The sequence below is a fragment of the Chitinophaga silvatica genome (assembly GCF_003419895.1).
GTDB lineage: Bacteria > Bacteroidota > Bacteroidia > Chitinophagales > Chitinophagaceae > Chitinophaga > Chitinophaga silvatica.
The window spans coordinates 97,965-116,535 of sequence record NZ_QPMM01000014.1; the positions used below are offsets into that span (position 1 = coordinate 97,965).

At 38.4% G+C, this 18,571-nt stretch carries 19 protein-coding genes; 7 read left to right on the plus strand and 12 right to left on the minus strand.

Annotated features, from left to right (window positions below; all coding sequences use genetic code 11):
* The first annotated feature begins 8 nt into the window (after positions 1–8).
* Complete coding sequence (locus DVR12_RS23920; protein WP_116978338.1) at positions 9–1,586, plus strand: RagB/SusD family nutrient uptake outer membrane protein; 1,578 nt, start codon at positions 9–11, stop codon at positions 1,584–1,586.
* A gap of 119 nt (positions 1,587–1,705) precedes the next feature.
* On the opposite strand, the gene DVR12_RS23925 is transcribed toward DVR12_RS23920, so the two are convergent.
* The 6 genes from DVR12_RS23925 to DVR12_RS23945 form a co-directional block, all read right to left on the minus strand.
* On the minus strand, positions 1,706–2,284 hold the full coding sequence (locus DVR12_RS23925; RefSeq protein WP_116978339.1) for a hypothetical protein: 579 nt from the start codon (positions 2,282–2,284) through the stop codon (positions 1,706–1,708).
* A gap of 335 nt (positions 2,285–2,619) precedes the next feature.
* On the minus strand, positions 2,620–2,844 hold the full coding sequence (locus DVR12_RS23930) for a hypothetical protein (RefSeq protein ID WP_116978340.1): 225 nt from the start codon (positions 2,842–2,844) through the stop codon (positions 2,620–2,622).
* Entirely contained in the window at positions 2,841–3,008 is a 168-nt protein-coding gene (locus DVR12_RS27665) for a hypothetical protein (protein ID WP_158563357.1), read from the minus strand. Before DVR12_RS27665 ends, DVR12_RS23930 begins: the two co-directional genes overlap by 4 nt.
* A 3-nt stretch (positions 3,009–3,011) precedes the next feature.
* Positions 3,012–4,439: a TlpA family protein disulfide reductase gene (locus tag DVR12_RS23935; RefSeq protein WP_116978341.1), complete on the minus strand. Its 1,428-nt coding sequence runs from the start codon at positions 4,437–4,439 to the stop codon at positions 3,012–3,014.
* 141 nt (positions 4,440–4,580) lie between these two features.
* The gene (locus tag DVR12_RS23940) at positions 4,581–5,078 is read right to left on the minus strand and encodes a cysteine peptidase family C39 domain-containing protein (RefSeq protein ID WP_116978342.1); all 498 of its coding nucleotides are present in this window, start codon (positions 5,076–5,078) and stop codon (positions 4,581–4,583) included.
* Positions 5,079–5,253: 175 nt separating this feature from the next.
* On the minus strand, positions 5,254–5,886 hold the full coding sequence (locus tag DVR12_RS23945) for a class I SAM-dependent DNA methyltransferase (RefSeq protein ID WP_116978343.1): 633 nt from the start codon (positions 5,884–5,886) through the stop codon (positions 5,254–5,256).
* A gap of 67 nt (positions 5,887–5,953) precedes the next feature.
* Between DVR12_RS23945 and DVR12_RS23950 the strand changes: the two genes are divergently transcribed.
* Positions 5,954–6,343: a ribosomal maturation YjgA family protein gene (locus DVR12_RS23950; RefSeq protein WP_116978344.1), complete on the plus strand. Its 390-nt coding sequence runs from the start codon at positions 5,954–5,956 to the stop codon at positions 6,341–6,343.
* Positions 6,344–6,445: 102 nt separating this feature from the next.
* Here DVR12_RS23950 and DVR12_RS23955 read toward each other — a convergent pair whose 3' ends face one another.
* The 4 genes from DVR12_RS23955 to DVR12_RS23970 form a co-directional block, all read right to left on the minus strand.
* Positions 6,446–6,781 carry an ArsR/SmtB family transcription factor gene (locus DVR12_RS23955; protein WP_116978345.1) on the minus strand — a complete coding sequence of 112 codons (336 nt, stop codon included), beginning with the start codon at positions 6,779–6,781 and terminating at the stop codon, positions 6,446–6,448.
* 1 nt (position 6,782) lies between these two features.
* Positions 6,783–7,214, minus strand: coding sequence for an SRPBCC family protein (locus tag DVR12_RS23960; RefSeq protein ID WP_116978346.1), 432 nt, complete (start codon positions 7,212–7,214; stop codon positions 6,783–6,785).
* Between the two features lie 378 nt (positions 7,215–7,592).
* Positions 7,593–7,892, minus strand: a complete 300-nt coding sequence (locus DVR12_RS23965; protein WP_199417190.1) for a hypothetical protein — start codon at positions 7,890–7,892, stop codon at positions 7,593–7,595.
* A gap of 169 nt (positions 7,893–8,061) precedes the next feature.
* Positions 8,062–10,098 (minus strand): hypothetical protein, encoded by a 2,037-nt coding sequence (locus DVR12_RS23970; RefSeq protein ID WP_116978347.1) that lies wholly within the window; start codon positions 10,096–10,098, stop codon positions 8,062–8,064.
* Positions 10,099–10,443: 345 nt separating this feature from the next.
* Between DVR12_RS23970 and DVR12_RS23975 the strand changes: the two genes are divergently transcribed.
* A complete protein-coding gene (locus tag DVR12_RS23975) occupies positions 10,444–12,489 on the plus strand; it encodes a right-handed parallel beta-helix repeat-containing protein (protein ID WP_116978348.1) in 2,046 nt (681 codons plus the stop codon).
* Between the two features lie 21 nt (positions 12,490–12,510).
* A complete protein-coding gene (locus tag DVR12_RS23980; RefSeq protein ID WP_116978349.1) occupies positions 12,511–13,302 on the plus strand; it encodes a 3-keto-disaccharide hydrolase in 792 nt (263 codons plus the stop codon).
* Here the strand turns inward: DVR12_RS23980 and DVR12_RS23985 are convergent.
* Positions 13,274–14,143, minus strand: a complete 870-nt coding sequence (locus DVR12_RS23985; protein ID WP_116978350.1) for a methylated-DNA--[protein]-cysteine S-methyltransferase — start codon at positions 14,141–14,143, stop codon at positions 13,274–13,276. The genes DVR12_RS23980 and DVR12_RS23985 overlap by 29 nt on opposite strands.
* Positions 14,144–14,313: 170 nt before the next feature.
* Between DVR12_RS23985 and DVR12_RS23990 the strand changes: the two genes are divergently transcribed.
* A complete protein-coding gene (locus tag DVR12_RS23990) occupies positions 14,314–15,285 on the plus strand; it encodes an aldo/keto reductase (RefSeq protein ID WP_116978351.1) in 972 nt (323 codons plus the stop codon).
* A gap of 182 nt (positions 15,286–15,467) precedes the next feature.
* Here DVR12_RS23990 and DVR12_RS23995 read toward each other — a convergent pair whose 3' ends face one another.
* The gene (locus DVR12_RS23995) at positions 15,468–16,559 is read right to left on the minus strand and encodes an acyl-CoA dehydrogenase family protein (RefSeq protein WP_116978446.1); all 1,092 of its coding nucleotides are present in this window, start codon (positions 16,557–16,559) and stop codon (positions 15,468–15,470) included.
* Positions 16,560–16,933: 374 nt separating this feature from the next.
* On the opposite strand from DVR12_RS23995, the gene DVR12_RS24000 reads away from it, so the two are divergent.
* The gene (locus DVR12_RS24000) at positions 16,934–17,542 is read left to right on the plus strand and encodes an RNA polymerase sigma-70 factor (RefSeq protein WP_158563358.1); all 609 of its coding nucleotides are present in this window, start codon (positions 16,934–16,936) and stop codon (positions 17,540–17,542) included.
* A 56-nt stretch (positions 17,543–17,598) separates the two neighbouring features.
* Positions 17,599–18,552 carry a FecR family protein gene (locus DVR12_RS24005; RefSeq protein ID WP_116978353.1) on the plus strand — a complete coding sequence of 318 codons (954 nt, stop codon included), beginning with the start codon at positions 17,599–17,601 and terminating at the stop codon, positions 18,550–18,552.
* The last annotated feature ends 19 nt before the right edge of the window (positions 18,553–18,571 follow it).

Here is an 18,571-nt window from a genome sequence, read left to right on the forward strand (position 1 = left end):
CCAACAACATGAAAAAGTTATTTGCTATCATATTAGGTGCGGGTATGCTAACCAGTGTAGGATGTAAAAAATCCTTGCTGGATGTAGAAAATCCTGGCGCTTACAGTTACGAAACTTATTTTACAGATGCACCACAGATCAATGAGGCAGTTATTGCCACTTATGCTGTGTTTCTGCATAATGGAATGTGGTCGAGGGAGTATTACTTTATAATGGATCTGATGGGTAATGATGCCAAACGTGATGCTCCATTACAGGGAGATATTAGGCCGCTATCCGATTTTACTTTTACTCCTGCCAATAGTATTCTTACTAACCTCTGGTCTGGCTTATATCGCATGGTATTGCGTTCTAACGTAGTAATAGACAGGGCTAATGCCTGGAATCCTACAACGGATGCCAACAAAGCTTTAAAGAAACAATATATTGCTGAAGCCAAGTTCATGAGAGGTTATGCTAATATGCAACTGGTTACCCTATGGGGCCGTGTTCCATTACGTAGCAGTTATATCGAATCTATCACTAACCTGTATCCTAAGCGTAATAGTGTAGAAGAACTCTGGGCGGCCGTGGAAGCTGATCTGAAAGATGCCGTTACTGATTTGCCATTACCAAAAGATCAGGCATCTTCCGACCTGGGCAGGGCCAACAAAGGATCTGCTATCGCCTTGTTGGGAAGAGCATACCTCTATCAGAAAAAATACCAGGATGCCAATACAACTTTATTGGCGCTAACAAAAGCTCCGTATACTTACAGCTTAAGTACCAAATTTGATGATTTGTTTAGTCAAACCAATCAGAACAATCCGGAAATTGTATTCCAGGTTATGCATGCTACATGGACCGATTGGGGAATAGGTAACCAATACTATGTATTTGGTGGACAGGAAACCTGGGGTGGTAAGGCAACACATAGCGACAGGGCGCAGGAGTATGGGTTTAACGACTGGCGTAACGTTTTTGTTTCTGATGCTTTGGTGCAGGCTTATAAATATAAAAACGAGAAGAATGAGGATTATATAGATCCGCGTGCCAAGTCTACTTTCTATGGAGATGCCGCCAGTGGTGGTAAAACAGATTACTGCAACCATTGTGCTGAGGGTACTATTCCTTTTCCATTTACAGAAAGTGAAGGAGGGTATCGCTGGAGGAAGTATCAGTATTATGAAGATGTAAAAAGTTATGGTGGTCCGCAGAGTGGTATAAATTCTCTGGTGATCAGGTATGCAGATGTATTGTTGATGATTGCTGAAACCTATATCCAGCAAAATGATCCAAACTCAGCACAACCTTATATCAATGATGTGCGTAAGCGTGCAGGGGCATTTGAGTACACAACACTTGGTGGCAAAGATAATGCTATGCAGTTGCTGATGAGAGAGCGCCGTTTGGAATTAGCGGGTGAGCAAAGCCGGTATTTCGATCTACTGCGCTGGGGGCTTCTGAAAACAGTTTTGAATGCTGAGTTGAAGGATCAATATGAAGCTGAAACTTTCCAGGATAAGAATGTACTGCTACCAATTCCTCAACAGGAAAAAGATACTAACCCGAACGTGAGCGGGGATGTAGCGAATAGCTGGAACTAAATATCACGTACTTGCAAATCAGGACGTCTCAATATTATTGAGGCGTCCTTTTTATTTGCAAGTATTATTCATTAGGTCAATAACAAGCTTAGAAAGCCGGCTATAATAACGATATGTCATTATTCTTCACTTAAGCCAAATATTTTAGCTACTTCCTGGTAATTATTCCAGTTGATGGCAGCCTGACGGCCGAGGTTATTACCAGGTATCACTACTACTCTTAATGAGATTAATGGTGCAGCCGGTACTGCATTGGTAGAGAGGCTAAATCTTACGACAGCCTGACCAGTAGCGATGCTCACTGCGAAAAACCTGCTGGGGCCGCCCTCATAATAAGACGCTGGAAAGGCAGTCCATGGTTCACCGAAGAGTAAACTACCATACACCATCACAACACCGTTATCAATCACCGCTTTAGTAATTTCCGGCATGTTTAGTCTTGTTTGTTTATAATTGGTTCCATACATCACTGTGTCTTTCCAGGTAATATTTGCAGGTTGAAATGTTCGTGAGCCTACATTGGCATTTCCTTGGGGCCCCTGAGCTCCAGTAGCTCCGGTAGCACCAGTAGCTCCGGTGGCGCCAGTAGCACCAGTTGCGCCGGTAGCACCAGATGGGCCAGCCGGACCTTCTTTTGAACAGGACATTACCATTGTAATGAATAATAACGAACAGATAAATGGTTTGATAACTTTCATGATATTCAATGTTTATAATGGATAGGAGATATATGAATTTGGAAAAGCTCCTTTTTGGAAGAATTGCTACAAAGCAAAGCGGAAATTACTAACAGTAAAGCAGCTACGAAAAAATAGCTGGCAAATGGTATTTATTTTTTGATAAGTGGTATTATTGATCTGAAAAGTGATATTTAGTAAAAAATCGCATTCCTGAATAACTTTAGCAAAGGAGTAGTAACTAACCTGCGTTTATATTTCTATAGAGTTATATGTGGTCAATTGAAGTGGTAATAATCTATCTTTTGTAGATGATTTTTCTGATATTAAAGAATATTTTCTCAATAAGTCGTCTGTTATTCGTTATGATTTCGCCATTTTTTACTGAGTAAGCGGCTTTCTTCCTGTCTGAGTTCCAGTGGAGCTATTACTTTGTCCTTTGCAAGTTGTTGATGTATGTTATAATTCTGTTGGGCAAGTTTGAGATCTTCTTTAATCATTTCTTGTTGAATTAATAACTTTTCTTTTTGATGCCCTAGATATGCGAGATTTTGCTTTTTCTGCGCTATTTGATCTTTCATTTCTCATTCATTCTTACAATTCCATCTTCGGAATTGCAATCAAGTATTACAAATTCCAGATTATCGTAAGTAGTATTATCGGCAATATTCTGAAGTAGGGTTTGACGTAAATGGTGCAATCTACCCATACAAACTGTGCAAAATGATATTTTTAATGGCTCCATATTTTACTTATTTTCAGAGAGTTTGTTGAGCTGAAATACCAAACCAGGATTGTTAGGTCGTGATGCTTTGGCTGCAATTACCTGTGATTGTTTTCCCATCAATAAGTAATGTGGAATTGGAGGAATACCTAAGGCCCTTGATAATGCTGAATTATGAGATTCTATCATCAGATAATGAGTACCAATACCATTTAAACCCGTCTTAGATATTGCTTTCAACCACTTCTCCTTATCCGCATCTATGGATATATATATAAATGAAATGTTCTTATTTTTAAAAGTGCTATCCAAACGAATCGAAAAAGGTATTAGAGCGATGCACGGAACACACCAGCTGGCCCAAAAATCTGTATAGATAACTTTACCTTTATTTTGTGTTAAAATCTCATGCCAGTTGATTGTGTCACCAGTTACGGAAATGAACCTGGTATTTAGTATAGTGTCTGCAGTTGTAATGGCCATACTTCTTTTATACAAGCTGTCGATATACTTTTTATATGAGCTGTCATAACAATCTGTTGTGAATCTTTTTAAGTATACCTCGAAATTTGGCAACCCTCTATTCATATTATCTTTAATCAACTTAAACAATACACGGTCTTTTGTCTTTCCTTTGAAAAAATTTCGGGCTGTATCATATAGTGCATAAGTCTCATTATCTTTTCCCAGTGAATCTCTGCATAGAAAACGATTATAAAAGTAGCAAGCATCCAGATAATTTAGTGAAATGACACAGTCATCACAATTAAAAGCAGATTTAAGACTATAAAGTGTGTCTATATATGATACAGGTACTTTGTTGAAATCAAAATTATCTGTGGAATAGGGTGACAATAAATCATCATAATATCCATAAAGAATGTCTGTTTCACTAAAAAATTTTAAAGCTTTGGTAACAGGATGATCTTTTGAATATTGATTATTGAATGACTTTCTTTCTATGTACTTATCTCTAATGAAATTCATGAAGAAATTGAAATTGATCCCATTGTTAATGTTGTATGATGAGAAAACATATCCCTTTTCATGTTCCAGCGTAGTGAGGAAATTCAGGTCATTTGGATGTTTGCCGTTGAAATAATAGGCATCGGCATATTGAGGATGTGGGCTAACCTCAACCTCATCGCCTGGATATAGTATGGCAGGTGAAAAGTTGCGATTCTTATCAAATGCAATTCTTACAGGAAGATTCGTATATATTACTTCGCGAAATCTCGTTTTAGTTGAGTCAGGTGTAATAAAAACGCCGATGAGATCATTGTTTTGATTTACATAAGAAAAATGAAGGAACTCAGTTAGGTTTCCGGAAATTACTATAGAGTCATTTTGTATTTTGTATGAGTTTGCATGAGGTGCTGAACAGGAAATTATTCCAATTAAAATACTGCTAATAATTAAGCTAAAGGATTGGCTAATACTTTTATTAATCATTTCTTATCTGTTACATTTGAATAAGTGGGGTAAGGTTACATACTTCTCTTAGAACAAGAAGGCCACAGATTAAAATACCAATAAAATTTATACCTAACGATGCTGAATATATCCATCTGTCGGAAATATTCTTAAATGTCCTTAAAAAAGCGGAAGTAAATCCTGAAATAGTGAAGTGTGAATTATAATAATTAAATGAAGTTTCTTTATCACTTCATTTCTTCTGGCTACTTTATAATTTGCCTCTCCACTGGTTATTCCTCCCTCTGCTAATAACACTACACTTTCCCATTTTTGTAAGAAATAATCCCGGGTGATCCATTTTTTAATTCCTTGGGTATCAATATATCTTATCGATTCATTTTTCATTTCTGTTACCAAGATAAATTGACGCCCATTTTTCTTCAGAAATGTTAAAAAGGGGAGTGGTAACTCTTCAAAATGATTAAGTGGTACTTTTAGTGCCGTGGATTCAATATTCCATTTTTTTAATGAATCGGAATTACTTAATAAACTTGGATAATTAGGATGAGTGTGTATGGCTTCTTTAACTGAATTAAAAGTTACCTTTACCTTCAGCTGTTTCAGAAATTCAAACGTTACAATTGAATTGTCTGTTGGCAAAAGTAAATTTTGCATAACTGGAATTACTGTACTATTGTAGATTAACAACTTTCCGAGTAATACAGATTAATTTTTGCTACTGGGGTAAATGCCTGGCTAACTATAAAGTAATAATACAATAATTTTTTAAATATGCAAATATGATAAGTTTAGTATATCTTCTGATGCATTAAATAAATCGAAGAAAGATTTATCCCTTCTTCGCCACAATAATCAAATCAACTACCTTAACTCCATTAGTCATTGTACTTAATTTCTTTCGATTGTCTATAACTGTAAAACCATTGGCTAGTAAAGTTTGTACCAGATAGTCTTCCTGGTGGTAGTAAATATACAGTTCATCGCCGGATGAAGATTTCTGAATACCTGATTCCAGATAATCCCCTTCCATTGTACTGATATAAAGTATACCTCCTTTCGTTAGTTTTAAACTACTATCAATAATAAACTGAATAGTGTTTTCTTTAGAGAAATAGGGGAGGCCAAATCCACAAACGATGGCGTCATATGAACCTGGCATTGTGCTGATATCCCGGCCGTCCATAATCTCGCACTTGGCAGATGGATTGTTTTGTCTGGCCAACTCAATCATTTTAGGTGCAAGGTCTGTTGCCGTTATTTTATAGTCCGGGGATTGCTGCAAGAGATATTTGGTAATATTGCCGGGGCCACAGGCAATTTCCAGTATACTTGCCTGAGGAGAAGTAAGGTTGGCACATAAAAGATCTAGAGAATCTTTATACAGGCTAACGTCCATAAATTTGTTCTCATAGGCAGTTGCATGTTTGTCGAATAGCGCAACAGCCTGATTTGTATAATCCATTTTCTTTTTATTTATCTACAAGATAATAAAAAGAATACTAGTATCATTGTAACTGTAATTGATAAAGATGTTCCGATTTAACCGCACTTATTTTCTATTAGCGATTGTTTTATTTATTGTTGAAGTATTAATAGCCATATACGTTAAAGATTCTATTATTAGGCCCTATGGCGGTGATTTTCTGGTTGTTATCTGGTTGTATTGCTGTGTAATGACAGTATTGAATATCAATAAAACCAAAGTTGCAATTGGTGTACTTTTGTTTGCTTATCTGATTGAAATCCTGCAATACTTCAAATATGCCCAGCAGTTAGGATTCTCCAATAACAGGGTAGTCATGATAATTTTGGGTAGCAGCTTCGAATGGGGCGATATGATCGCCTACACGCTGGGTATCCTGCTTGTTTTGCTGGCAGAAAAAGTGCTAGTGCATAATCTGCGTAAAAAGGCGGCTTAAAATGACAGAAGAATTTTGTTTTTAAGATTTTATCTCAAATCTATAAAATAGATCAACAAAAACGAAAGAGGCTGCATCATGTATTTATAATACAGCCTCTTTTTATTTATTTTGATGTTCGGATATCTTCTTATTCATCAATGCTTCCAGCTTTTGCAATTTGGAAAGCCAGAATCCATCAAAGTAGTTGATCCATTCCTGTAGCTCATTGAATCCATCCTGTTTTAGAATACAATAACGCTCTCTCCCAATATTCTGAATAGAAATAAAACCTGCACTGTCAAGTATTTTGATATGTTTTGAAACAGCAGGACGGCTCATATCGAAATTTTCGGCTAATGAATTAATAGTCAGACTATTTTTTGATAATAGTTGCAAAATCTGCCGTCTGCTGGGGTCGGCAATGACCTGAAATGGATCTAAAGCGGGGATTGCCATATTATTTGGTATTTATTAGTTTGGATAGTCGCTTACCGATTTTTAACCAACCTTTATTCATAATGATGTACGGCAGGTAGTTCTTGATTCCTTTGAATCCTTTATGCTCAAGGGTTAAAAGTGTTCCATTGTCGGTTGGCTCCAAAGTCCAGGTTACAATAGAATCCAGCGACGGATGCTCTTTAGACATACCTCCTTGCCAGGAATAAACAAGTTTTCTGTATTCTATAATTTCTAAAACTTCACAGTATACCCTTCCATCAAAACCCAATTTTAGCTTTGGTTTTGTACCAAATTGAAATTTGTGACCAACTAAGGGTTTGAAATCGTTTGGCATGAGCCATTGAGCCAATAATTCCGAATTGGTTAAATAATCCCATACCACAGTAGGAGGGTGGGGGAAAATAAACTGGTGTCTGATTTCCTTCTGCATAATATGTAACTTAAAAGTTACACAAACTTAAATGTAACTTTTGAGTTACCCAAATTTTTTTTGAAAATCCTTGTGTTCCTAATATTGGTACTATTTAATTTCGGTGAGCTTAGTTAGTTATTCGTCAAAAATGTATTATCAGGCCAAAATGCCTGGGAAGCAATCATCTGCGGTTGTCTTACTACTAATAAGTAATGTGGTATTGGTCTAATGCTTTTGATAATTGTGAATTATGAGATTCTCTCATCAGAATGTACCCAACATTTAGGCTTCTCCCATAACAGGGTAGTCATGATAGTTTTAGGTAGCAGCGTCGAGTGGGGCGATATGATCGCCTGCATGCTGGGTATCCTGCTTGTTTTGCTGAAGAAAAAAGGACTAGCCTTTAAAAAGCATGTTCAATAGTTTTTCTGCGGCTATTTCTTTACCACTGATTCCCGGACCAGGGAAATTATCAACAAACTTAATCGTGAAGTCAGGGAAACTATCAACAAATTTAATCTTGAAATCAGGAAAGCTTGTAACATACTTCCATCTACCGGGTTTGTCTGGGAAGTTATCTACCAGCTTCACTTTTAAGTCGGCAAAACTGCTTACCACCTTTACTTTGTAATCAGGGAAATCATCAACGATCTTAATTTTTCCATAGATCTTGGCTACGTCCACTCGCTTTTTCATGGTAGGATTTGATTGGGTTATTAATAAATCTAGAGTTTTTGACTGTAATTTCCAAAAAGGTAACAAAACAAATAGGGTCAAACCTCATAGCCAGGGTTGATTAATGAGTATGGGGATCTGAGAAACCAACCACTGGCGAGAGATTAAACCGCAAATCAACTATTTATAATTATCTAGACCAGATACAGCGATAGTTGAATCGTCTGTTTGGCGCTGTATCACCATTGAGTGCTAATGAGATTACATCCTCCAGATCAGCAGGGTTATCGCTCCATTTGAAATCGAACGTCCACTTATCGGCTGTTAATCCGAGTAATTGTCTGGGAACTGCTATTTCCATTTCACTGCCTGAATAGCGGAAGGAGAGATCTGCAACAGCAATCCATTGTTTACCATCATAGCGCATCAGAGTAGTAGTATGATCGTCTTTCACCTGTTTATTGATCATATAGTCGTACCCGTTCCAGCCTGTAGATGAATTATTATCAGCATCTATCAATAATAGCATCCAGTTGTTACCGGTATGTGGAGTCAACGCATTAGCAGTTGCCACATAGAAGTTTATATTTTGTTTGTCAACGGCTACTTTGCTGGTGATAATATCATTACGTCCGGAATTATTAGTGTATTGAAGATCACCGTAACCTATATAGTCGCGGTGAAATACATCTCCTTCAGTATCCCTATATTCTATTTTAGCTTTCTTCCAGTCTGCAAACTTTCCATCCAGGTTAATCGACGTATAGCCGTTTAGGGTAGGTATTGGTCTTACTCCCTTGTATTTGCGGATGTTTTGCGCCATTTGCATATAGTAGTTATCGGTATAACCACCTTTCATAGGCTGAATAGCTCGGTTGAATTCAGCATTGTACTGATCTACAAAGAAGTAAGGATTTTTTCTTCGCAGAAAATTTGTAGTTCCATTTTTAGGTTGATATTTACCTGCTGTCCACTCATTCCAGTCATTGATATAAAGGAACTGTGGATCTTCTTTCAATGCTTCATCCCATCTGTCCTGGAAGTAAATGCCATAACCTTCAGGATTTTCAACTGTCTTGCCCAACCATGGTACATAAGTCGGTTCTGGCAGGTCGTATTGATTGAGGGATGGTTCACCTTTTTCACGGGTCCAGGATTTACCTACGAGTGAAGCCGGGTGTTGTGCTGGTGTCACTGCAGCTTCTTCCTTTTTACCTTTGTGCAAGGAAACCAGGCTATCTGCCGGTAATTGTTTTACATGCTTATTATCGAGATCATATCCAAAACTCCAGTTATCTTCCGTACCAATAAATCGTTTTCCTGCCCATTCGTAATAGCCCCACCACATAGTTCTTAGTGTAAAGAAGCTTTTTACTCCCCTGGTATAATCCTTATAGAAAGGCTCCGTATATTCAGGATCGTTATAATGCAGATGATTCTTATTTGTTTTGGCGGTGCTGTCGTAGTTATAGTTCCGCTGCGGGGCATCTACACCATTGGCATCCACCCTTGGGTTGCTGTTATACAGCAATAAAGGTTTATCATCCCAATAATACCAAAGATCTTTAAATCTTTCTTTCAAATAAATCCTTTCATAAAGCCGTTGTACTACCGGGATAACCTCTCCATTGAAAGCCCAGAAGCAAAATTTTGGAACTTTGCTACCTTCAGCCTTCATTTTCTCCATTGTAGAGAAAACTACTTCCCATTCATCCCAATACATTTCGGCATTGGTTACATCCATAATCAGTACATCTACGCCGGCATCTGTGAGCATCGACATATCTTTCCTTACAACATATTCATCTTTGCTAAGGAAGTAGCCCATTTCAGGTTCGCCCCAATGAAATGATCCGGCTTTCCATGCAGGATGTTTGGCATCCATTCTGGCTTCAGGGTGCGCAGATAATACCTTGGTAACATCTGCTTCATACTCTTTTTTATTGTGATGATGATCGCGGTGCCAGGTAATATAAAAAATACCGACTACTCTTTTCTGATCATTTTTAACCGGGCCAACTTGCTGTATTCCAGGCATGGTACGACCAATTGCATCTGTAGCCACCCAGGTATCTGAATACAAATCGCGATACGGTTTAGATTTTCTTGTGGTATCAGCTTTTTCTTTAACGGGAATTACTATTTTCTTTTTTCCAGGAGTGGCGCCTGGATCAGAAAACCCAAATCCTGCCAGCACCATGGCGCTGAGGAAAAGGTTTGTTGACATACTTTTGTTTCGCACGGCGTACTATTTGGTTAAATGAATGTTTAGACTACTGGCATGGTACAACTATAGCTTTTAATAAGAAAAACGATGGCCCTTGCAGGCCATCGTTTCATTCCTGCATCTTTTTCGATAATATGAGTACTGGATTCTTCTGGACAACAATAATAGCACTCGATTTACGGTGTGGCAACCTGTACTGTCCTGACTGCTCTAAAAAATCCCGGGTTTCTAAATAGAATTTTATTCTTTATTGGTATTTTCTTCTCTATTCATTGTATATCTTTCTTTGCTCTGTTCTTTATTATTATATTTCATCTGAACAATGAAATTTATTCCACAACAATTATGATAAAACGTCTACTTCTTTTAGGTTGCTGGCTTTATGGTACTCCGGTGATGTCTCAAACTATTTATCACGTATCAAATAAGCCTCTTCCTAATGTCAATTCCTTTACCAGTCTGAATAAAGCAATTGCTTCTGCTTTAGAACAATCCAATAAGCGTGTAACCATTGAGGTGCATGGTGGTACATACTTTTTGGATGAAGAAATAATTATCAGAGCTAATCAGGTAAAATGTCAGAGTCTTGAAATCAGCGCATCTGCCAATGAGAAACCTGTAATTAGTGCTGGTAAACCACTTACATTAAAATGGAAGCCATTTAAAAATGGTATTTATGTGGCAGATGTAGCTGCGGAACAATTCGAAAGATTATATGTAAATAATGTGCCTCAGATTTTAGCAAGGTATCCGAATTATGATAGCACTCAGACTGTATTAAATGGTACTGCTGCTGATGCTTTGCAAAGAGCTGCCAAATGGACTGATGCTAATAACGGTTATTTGCATGCGCTGCATCTTCACAGATGGGGTGGTAATTCCTATAGGATTACTAAATCTGCTAATGGTAAAGTGCAGTTGACAGGCGGATGGCAAACCAACAGGCCTGATGGCATGAATGAACAGTTAATGTATGTCGAAAATAATCTCGAAGAACTGGATGCTCCGGGCGAATGGTTTTTGGATTTTGTGGCCGGTAAACTTTATTACTTTCCGACTAAAAATGTAAATCTCTCTACCGCAAAATTTGTTGCTTCGAATCTTAAGCAAACTATTGTACTGAAAGGAGATACGGAGCATCCAGTTAGAAATATAACGTTTAAGGGCCTACGATTTGCACATAACGAACGCACCTTTATGGAAACCAGCGAGCCTTTATTGCGCAGCGACTGGACTATCTATCGCGGTGCTGCATTAATGCTGGATGGAACTCAGGACTGCAAAGTCTCTAATTGTGAATTTGAAGGAATTGGTGGTAATGCAATCATGCTTAGCAACTATAGTAAAAACGATACAATTAGTGGTTGTTATATTCATCATATTGGTGGCAATGCTGTTTGTCTGATTGGTGATCCTGCTGTTGTTCGCTCGCCAAGAGATAAATATGATGCACAACTATCGTATGAGGCAATGGACAAATACCCTGGTCCAAAAGGTAACAACTATCCTCAGTATTGTGTAGTAACTGATAACCTGATCCATAATATAGGCCAGTTCGAAAAACAGGTTGCGGGTGTTGAAGTAGCCATATCTTCAAATATAACTATTAGTCATAATAGCATTTATGATGTGCCAAGAGCCGGAATAAATATTGGCGATGGCTGTTTTGGCGGGCATATCATTGAGTATAACGATGTATTTAATACAGTTCTTGAAACCAGTGATCACGGTGCTTTCAATTCCTGGGGCCGCGATCGTTACTGGTCATCCGATCGCGCATATATGGATAGTATCACAATGGCGCATCCTGAAATTATTTTATTGGATGTGCAGCAACCTGTTACCATCCGAAATAACAGGTTTCGTTGCGACCATGGGTGGGATATAGATTTGGATGATGGATCAACCAATTATCGCATTTATAATAATGTTTGTTTAAATGGTGGTATTAAACTAAGAGAGGGTTTTCTGCGGGTAGTAGAAAATAATATTATGATCAATAATACTTTTCATCCTCATGTCTGGTTTAAAAATAGTCAGGATATCTTTAAACATAATATAGTAACAAGGGCTTACAGACCAGTTGAAATTTTTGTATGGGGAAAACAGGTTGATTACAATTTCTTCCCTGATTCAGATGCGCTGAAAACCGCACAACTGGTTGGAACAGATGCTAACGGTAAAGCTGGGAATCCATTGTTTTCTGCACCAAACAAAGGCGACTATACGCTGAAGGTAAATTCACCAGCTTTTGAAATCGGATTTAAAAATATTCCAATGAATGAATTTGGAGTAAAAAATCCTATCTTAAGAAAGATTACCAAACAACCGGCCTTCCCTAAACTGGTGGAGACCAGCTATGATGGTAACGAATATCTCTTGAAAAAATAACTGTTACTAACCACAAACGTTATGAAATTACAAAAGTTCTATGCCTTTCTGTTTCCTGTAGCATTAATAGCTTGCGGTGGGGCAGATAAACCTGCTGAACCTAAGTGGGTAGATTTGTTCAATGGAAAAGATATCAACGACTGGGTAGTTAAAATTCAGCATCATGAGGTGGGAGAGAATTTTGGAAATACTTTCAGAGTAGAGGATAGTATTATCAAAGTCAGGTATGATCAGTATGGCGATTTTAATGAACAGTTTGGACATCTGTATTACAAGCAACCGTTTTCACATTTCCATCTGAAGTTTGAATACCGGTTTGTTGGGAAATGGAGTCCAACTGCTCCGGGATATACTTTTCTGAATAGTGGAGTGATGTTTCATTCCCAGGATCCTCATACCATGCCTAAAGAGCAGGACTGGCCTATCTCTGTAGAAATGCAGCTGCTGGGTGGCTTGGGGGATGGGAAACCCAGACCAACAGGCAATATGTGCTCTCCCGGCACCAATGTAGTATACAAAGGAGTATTGGATCCCCAGCACTGCATAGAGTCGTCTTCACAGACTTATGACGGCGATCAGTGGGTGAAAGGAGAGCTGATTGTATTGGGCGATTCACTGGTAACTCATATCATCAATGGTGATACGGTACTTCAATATAGCAAGCCACAGATTGGAGGGGGAGTGGTAAACCGATATGATCCTGCTATAAAAATTGATGGTAAGTTGTTATCATCCGGTTTTATTGCCTTGCAAAGTGAAGGACAGGAGGTAGATTTCAGAAATATTAAGATTCTGAATCTGGATGCTCATTGAGATGTTTCCGTGCTGCCTCCCAGCCTATGATTGCATTTTTGCGGTTGGTAGACCAATGATATTCTCCAATTACACCGGTAGATCTTATTACCCTGTGGCATGGAATTAAAAAGGCTATCGGATTGCTGGCTACAGCGCTTCCTACAGCCCTTGCTGCCTGCGGGTTACCAGTTTGCGTTGCTAATGAAGCGTAAGTTGTTAATCCGCCGGCAGGAATTTTTAGCAAGGTTTCCCAGACCTTAATTTGAAATTGCGTGCCTTTCAGATGCAGTTTTATAGTATCCAGTTGTTTCCAATCCTGCGAAAATACAAACAAAGCATTCTGTTGGATGCTATCTACTATTTGCTGGTATTGAGCATTCGGATAAATAGCCTTCAGCTCTGCCAATGCCTTATCAGTTCCTTTATCTACAAAGGCCATATGACAAATGCCTTTAGGCGTAGCGGCAACCATGATTAAGCCAAATGGGCTATCAGCAAATGAATAATTGATATGTAATGATTCTCCTCCATGTCTGTATTCTCCCGGCGTCATACCTTCTATTTTAATGAACAGATCGTGAAGTCTGCCGGTTCCTGACAGCCCGGTTTCAAAAGCTGCATCTGCAATACTGGCAGCAGTTTCATTTAGAATTCCTTTAGCATAATTTATACTCAGGTATTGCAGAAACTGTTTGGGAGTTACACCCGCCCAATCCTTAAACATCCGCTGAAAGTGGAAGTTGCTCAGGTGTACGTATGCTGCCACATCCTCCAGACTAGGCTGTGATTTGAAGTTTGCTTTGAAATAATCAATAGCACTGGCAATTCTGTTATAATCTATTTCCTGTTGTGTGTCCATTTCAATTCGTTTTATACAAAAGTAGCATGTAAACAAACGATGGGAAACCCGTTTCTTGCTAAAATAAGCGCTGCTCCTAAACTGACCAAAATTGCTTTTTCTCCATTACTCCTAATTTGTTATAGATTTCTTTTTCATTTGGGTATATTTGAAAGATTAAAACTATCAATATGGAATACAGGAAATTTGGCAGAACAGGCTGGCAGGTTAGTGAAATCGGCTATGGAATGTGGGGAATGGCTGGCTGGACAGGTTCCGAAGAAGAGGAAGTAAATCAGGCATTAGACCGGGCCATTGAATTGGGCTGTAATTTTTTTGATACAGCCTGGGCATATGGCGACGGCCTTAGTGAGGAAATATTAAATAAAACTATTCGCAGGCATGCTGGTAAACGTTTATATGTTGCCACTAAAATTCCACCTAAGAATAGGAAATGGCCATCAAGACCGGAATATAACATTTCCGATGTATTTCCGGCCGATTATATCGTTGAGTACACTGAAAAGAGTTTGAAAAATCTGGGCGTAGAAACCATCGATCTGCAACAGTTTCACGTATGGAATGATAGCTGGTCTGATCAGGATGAATGGAAAGAAGCTATTACCAAACTCCAAAAGGACGGAAAAGTACGTGCCTGGGGTATTAGTGTAAACCGCTGGGAACCCGATAACAGCCTGGAAACCCTGAAAACCGGATTAATAGATGGGGTTCAGGTGATTTACAACATATTTGATCAGAATCCGGAAGATAACTTACTTCCACTTTGTAAAAAGCTGGATATTGGAGTAATTGCCAGGGTACCTTTTGATGAAGGTACGCTTACCGGTACATTAACCAAAGAAACAACTTTCCCGGCCGGCGATTGGCGTGCAAGCTACTTCGTACCAGAAAATCTTAATTCAAGTGTCGACCATGCAGAGGCACTGAGGCCACTTATTCCACAGGGCATGACTATGCCGGAGATGGCACTCAGATTTATTTTGAGCAATCCTGATATTGCTACTACCATTCCAGGAATGCGCAAACTCAGAAATGTGAATGCTAATATGGCTGCAAGTGATGGCAATGCATTATCTGCCAGTTTATTGCAGGAGCTGAAAAAACACAGGTGGGATAGAACTCCAACCGGTTGGTCACAATAGTTGCTCGCAAAAGCACAAAGTTTAATATTAAGGGGCAGAGGATTTTTTTAAGTTTAAAAGGAAATAAAGCGAGTGTTTTAAGAACTAATCAGTAATTCTTAAAAAGATTCGCATCAATCCTTAATAATCTTAAAAAAATCCTCTGCCCCTTAATATTAAACTTTGCTTCTTTGCGTGAAATATTATGGGAATGTTAGTAGCGAATGTTGGCTGGCAGTATGAATATCCCGCCATACTCTGTTGATGGTAGTTTCTTTTCTTGCCGCATTTAATCCGCAGAAAGGATATAGTTTATCAGATATTTCAATTGAAGTATGCGCCAGTATTCTGCTTTTTGTACTTACATCTGAAAGTAGTGCCTCCGTTAAAGATTTTTGCTGTAATGCTTTCCATGATAGTTCAAATGCCTCATAGAAGGCTGTTCTTACCTCATTCATTCTGGCTTTGGATGCAACCAGAATGTCGTTGAAATAATTGATTTGGCTGGATGTATACCGCTTTAATCCTGTTCGTTGCTCAAATGACTCGGCGGCCAGTACTATGAAGTGCCGGCTCATTCCATGTATATTCACTGCCAGGGTAGTTTCTGCCATTTGCAAAAATGGATAATCAAATCCAAGACCCAGACTTTCTGCATTCACTATTTCATTAATCTTAAAAGATCGATTTGCTGGCACTGTTACACTCTTTGCCTCAAAAGCATGGCTGCCTGTAGCTACTAGTCCAAAGTACGACCATCCAGGAATAATATTGATTTCCTCCTTCTTCAAAATAAAAGAAAGAACTAATGGATTTCCATCATCGGTACTTTGTTGCGAACCATCTTTATTTAATAAGATGCAGTTAGCCGTAAATACAGTTGCATGTAATGCTCCACTGGCATATCTCCAGGAGCCATTAATAAGATAATTACCGTTAGCAGTTAAAGTGGCTGTACCACCTATTTCTCCGCTACCAGCAAAACATACTTTTTCATCAGCCAATAAGTTATTGGCTAAATCAGGATCGAGGAAACCGGCAAACCATCCGGCTCCGCTACATAAGGTAACTGTCCAGCCCAGACTACCGTCTGCGGCGGCAATAGCTTCCTCCAGTCTTAGTATTTCTGGTAATGTTTTTCCTGGTCCTCCGTAAACGGGAGGCACAAAAAGTTTAAACCATCCTTCCTGATATGCTAATTCCAAAAGTTTTGGATGCAAGGATTGTTGCTGCTCCGATAATGAAGCATATTCTTTAATGGTTTGGACAACTGTTTTTTTTAATATCTCTTCCATGATCAAATAGCGCTTGCCTTTCCTGACTGGCATTATCCTGTCTAAGGTTCTACGGGTGGTGATCTCAGCCTGATAGTAAGGCACCCCGGGTAAGCGAATGACAAAGATACATAAAAGAGAAATTTTATGGTTGGTGCTTTCAGGGATCACTTAAAGAAGAGGACGTGATCAATTGTTAGTAAAGAAATAAAATCCAATATTTTTTACTTCTTTCTACCTTATTTAACTCTATTGCAGTTATCTAGTATATATTATTGTAATGCGATAAAAATGCAGTTATTTTTCCTAGTTTGTTAATAAATTAATAAAGTAACTATGATAAATGATATTTTTTTTGTTCTTTTATAGTCAATAAGTGAAAATTACCTGAAATATTGAATATTGTAAATAAATATAATTTGTTGGGTGAGGCTCAAATAGTTGGCTTATTGAAGTCGGGAGATATTCAGGCTTTTGAAGCAATATACCTGCAGTACTGGCCCAAATTATATGGTTATGTTTATAATAGAACATCCAGCAAAGATGTTGCAGAGGAAATTGTACAGGAGGTGTTTTATGCATTGTGGCAAAAGCATGAAAAGTTAGAATTAACGCATACACTATCAGCTTATTTATTTGCAGCAATCCGGTATCAGTTATTAAACTATATAAGAAACAGCAAGGCACGTAAAACCTATGCTACAGATTTTTATGAGTACCGCGAACAGCTTGCAGATAATTCAATTGAGGATGGAATAGAGGTTTATGACCTGAAGCAAGCCGTTGAAAAAGAGATATCCCGCTTGCCTCTGAAATGTCAGCAGATCTTCAGAATGAGCCGGCAGGATCATTTGTCGATACAGGATATTGCCAACGTTTTAAATATATCACATAAAACTGTAGAGAACCAGCTGACCAAAGCGCTCAGGCAACTGAGAGCCGCATTAAGGCATCAATTCCATTGGTTGTTATTGTTTTGTACTGAGCTGAAAAATTTTTTTTGATTCGTGTAGGTGTTTGGGTTAGTTCAGGTTACTTCTTTTATATAAGATAATAACTGATGGATCAACCAAATTTTAAACAACTGATTGATGATTACCTGGCAGGCAAACTGGATGCTGCTACAGCATCGCAGCTGGAATCGTGGTTAGATACACTTGGGGATGCCACAGCATTTGAACAGCTAAACGAGAATGAAAAAGCACTGGCGAAGGCTATAGGGTATAATCGCTTACTTCATCGAATTCAGTCACGTAAAGGAAAAGTATTGGGCATCAACTGGAAATTCCTTGCAGCGGCAGCTATATTATCAGGAATGCTGGTATTCAGTCGTGAACTTTTAAATTTTTTAGTACCACATAGGATTATTACGCTTAATTGTGGGAATAATGAAAAGCGTAAACAATTATTATCTGATGGTTCTATTGTTTGGTTGAAAGGAAACAGTAAATTAATTTTTCCTTTAACTTTTGAATCAGATAAACGTGAAGTAACCATAGAAGGAGAGGGATTGTTTGAAATAGCTAGGGAAGCAGAACGACCATTTTATGTTAGGTCGGGTAAACTCACAACCAAAGTATTAGGCACAAGTTTTAGTATAAAAACCAACGGTGATTCTGTAGCAGTTACACTACTAACCGGAAAGGTTATTGTAACAGGTCCGCAGTGCAATCCGATCACACTATTGCCTTCAGAACAGGCAGTTTATACTCCACAACAATCCTATATACGGCAAGAGCCTCAGGATAGTAGCTATGTACAGGCATTTATACAACATACCGAATATGAGATGGCATTTAATGATGCCAACCTGTCAACCATTTTACAACGAATAGAAAAGAAATTTGAGGTGACCATTCAACTTTCAGATCCGAACATTGCTTCAAATAAACTTACGGCGGATCTGACAGACCAGTCTTTACAACAAACGATAGGAATGATATGTCAGGCACTCAACCTGGATTTCAACCAAAAGGGGAAAACTATATTAATTAAACAAAAAAGTGGAAAATGAAATGCTCAACCAAAATCAA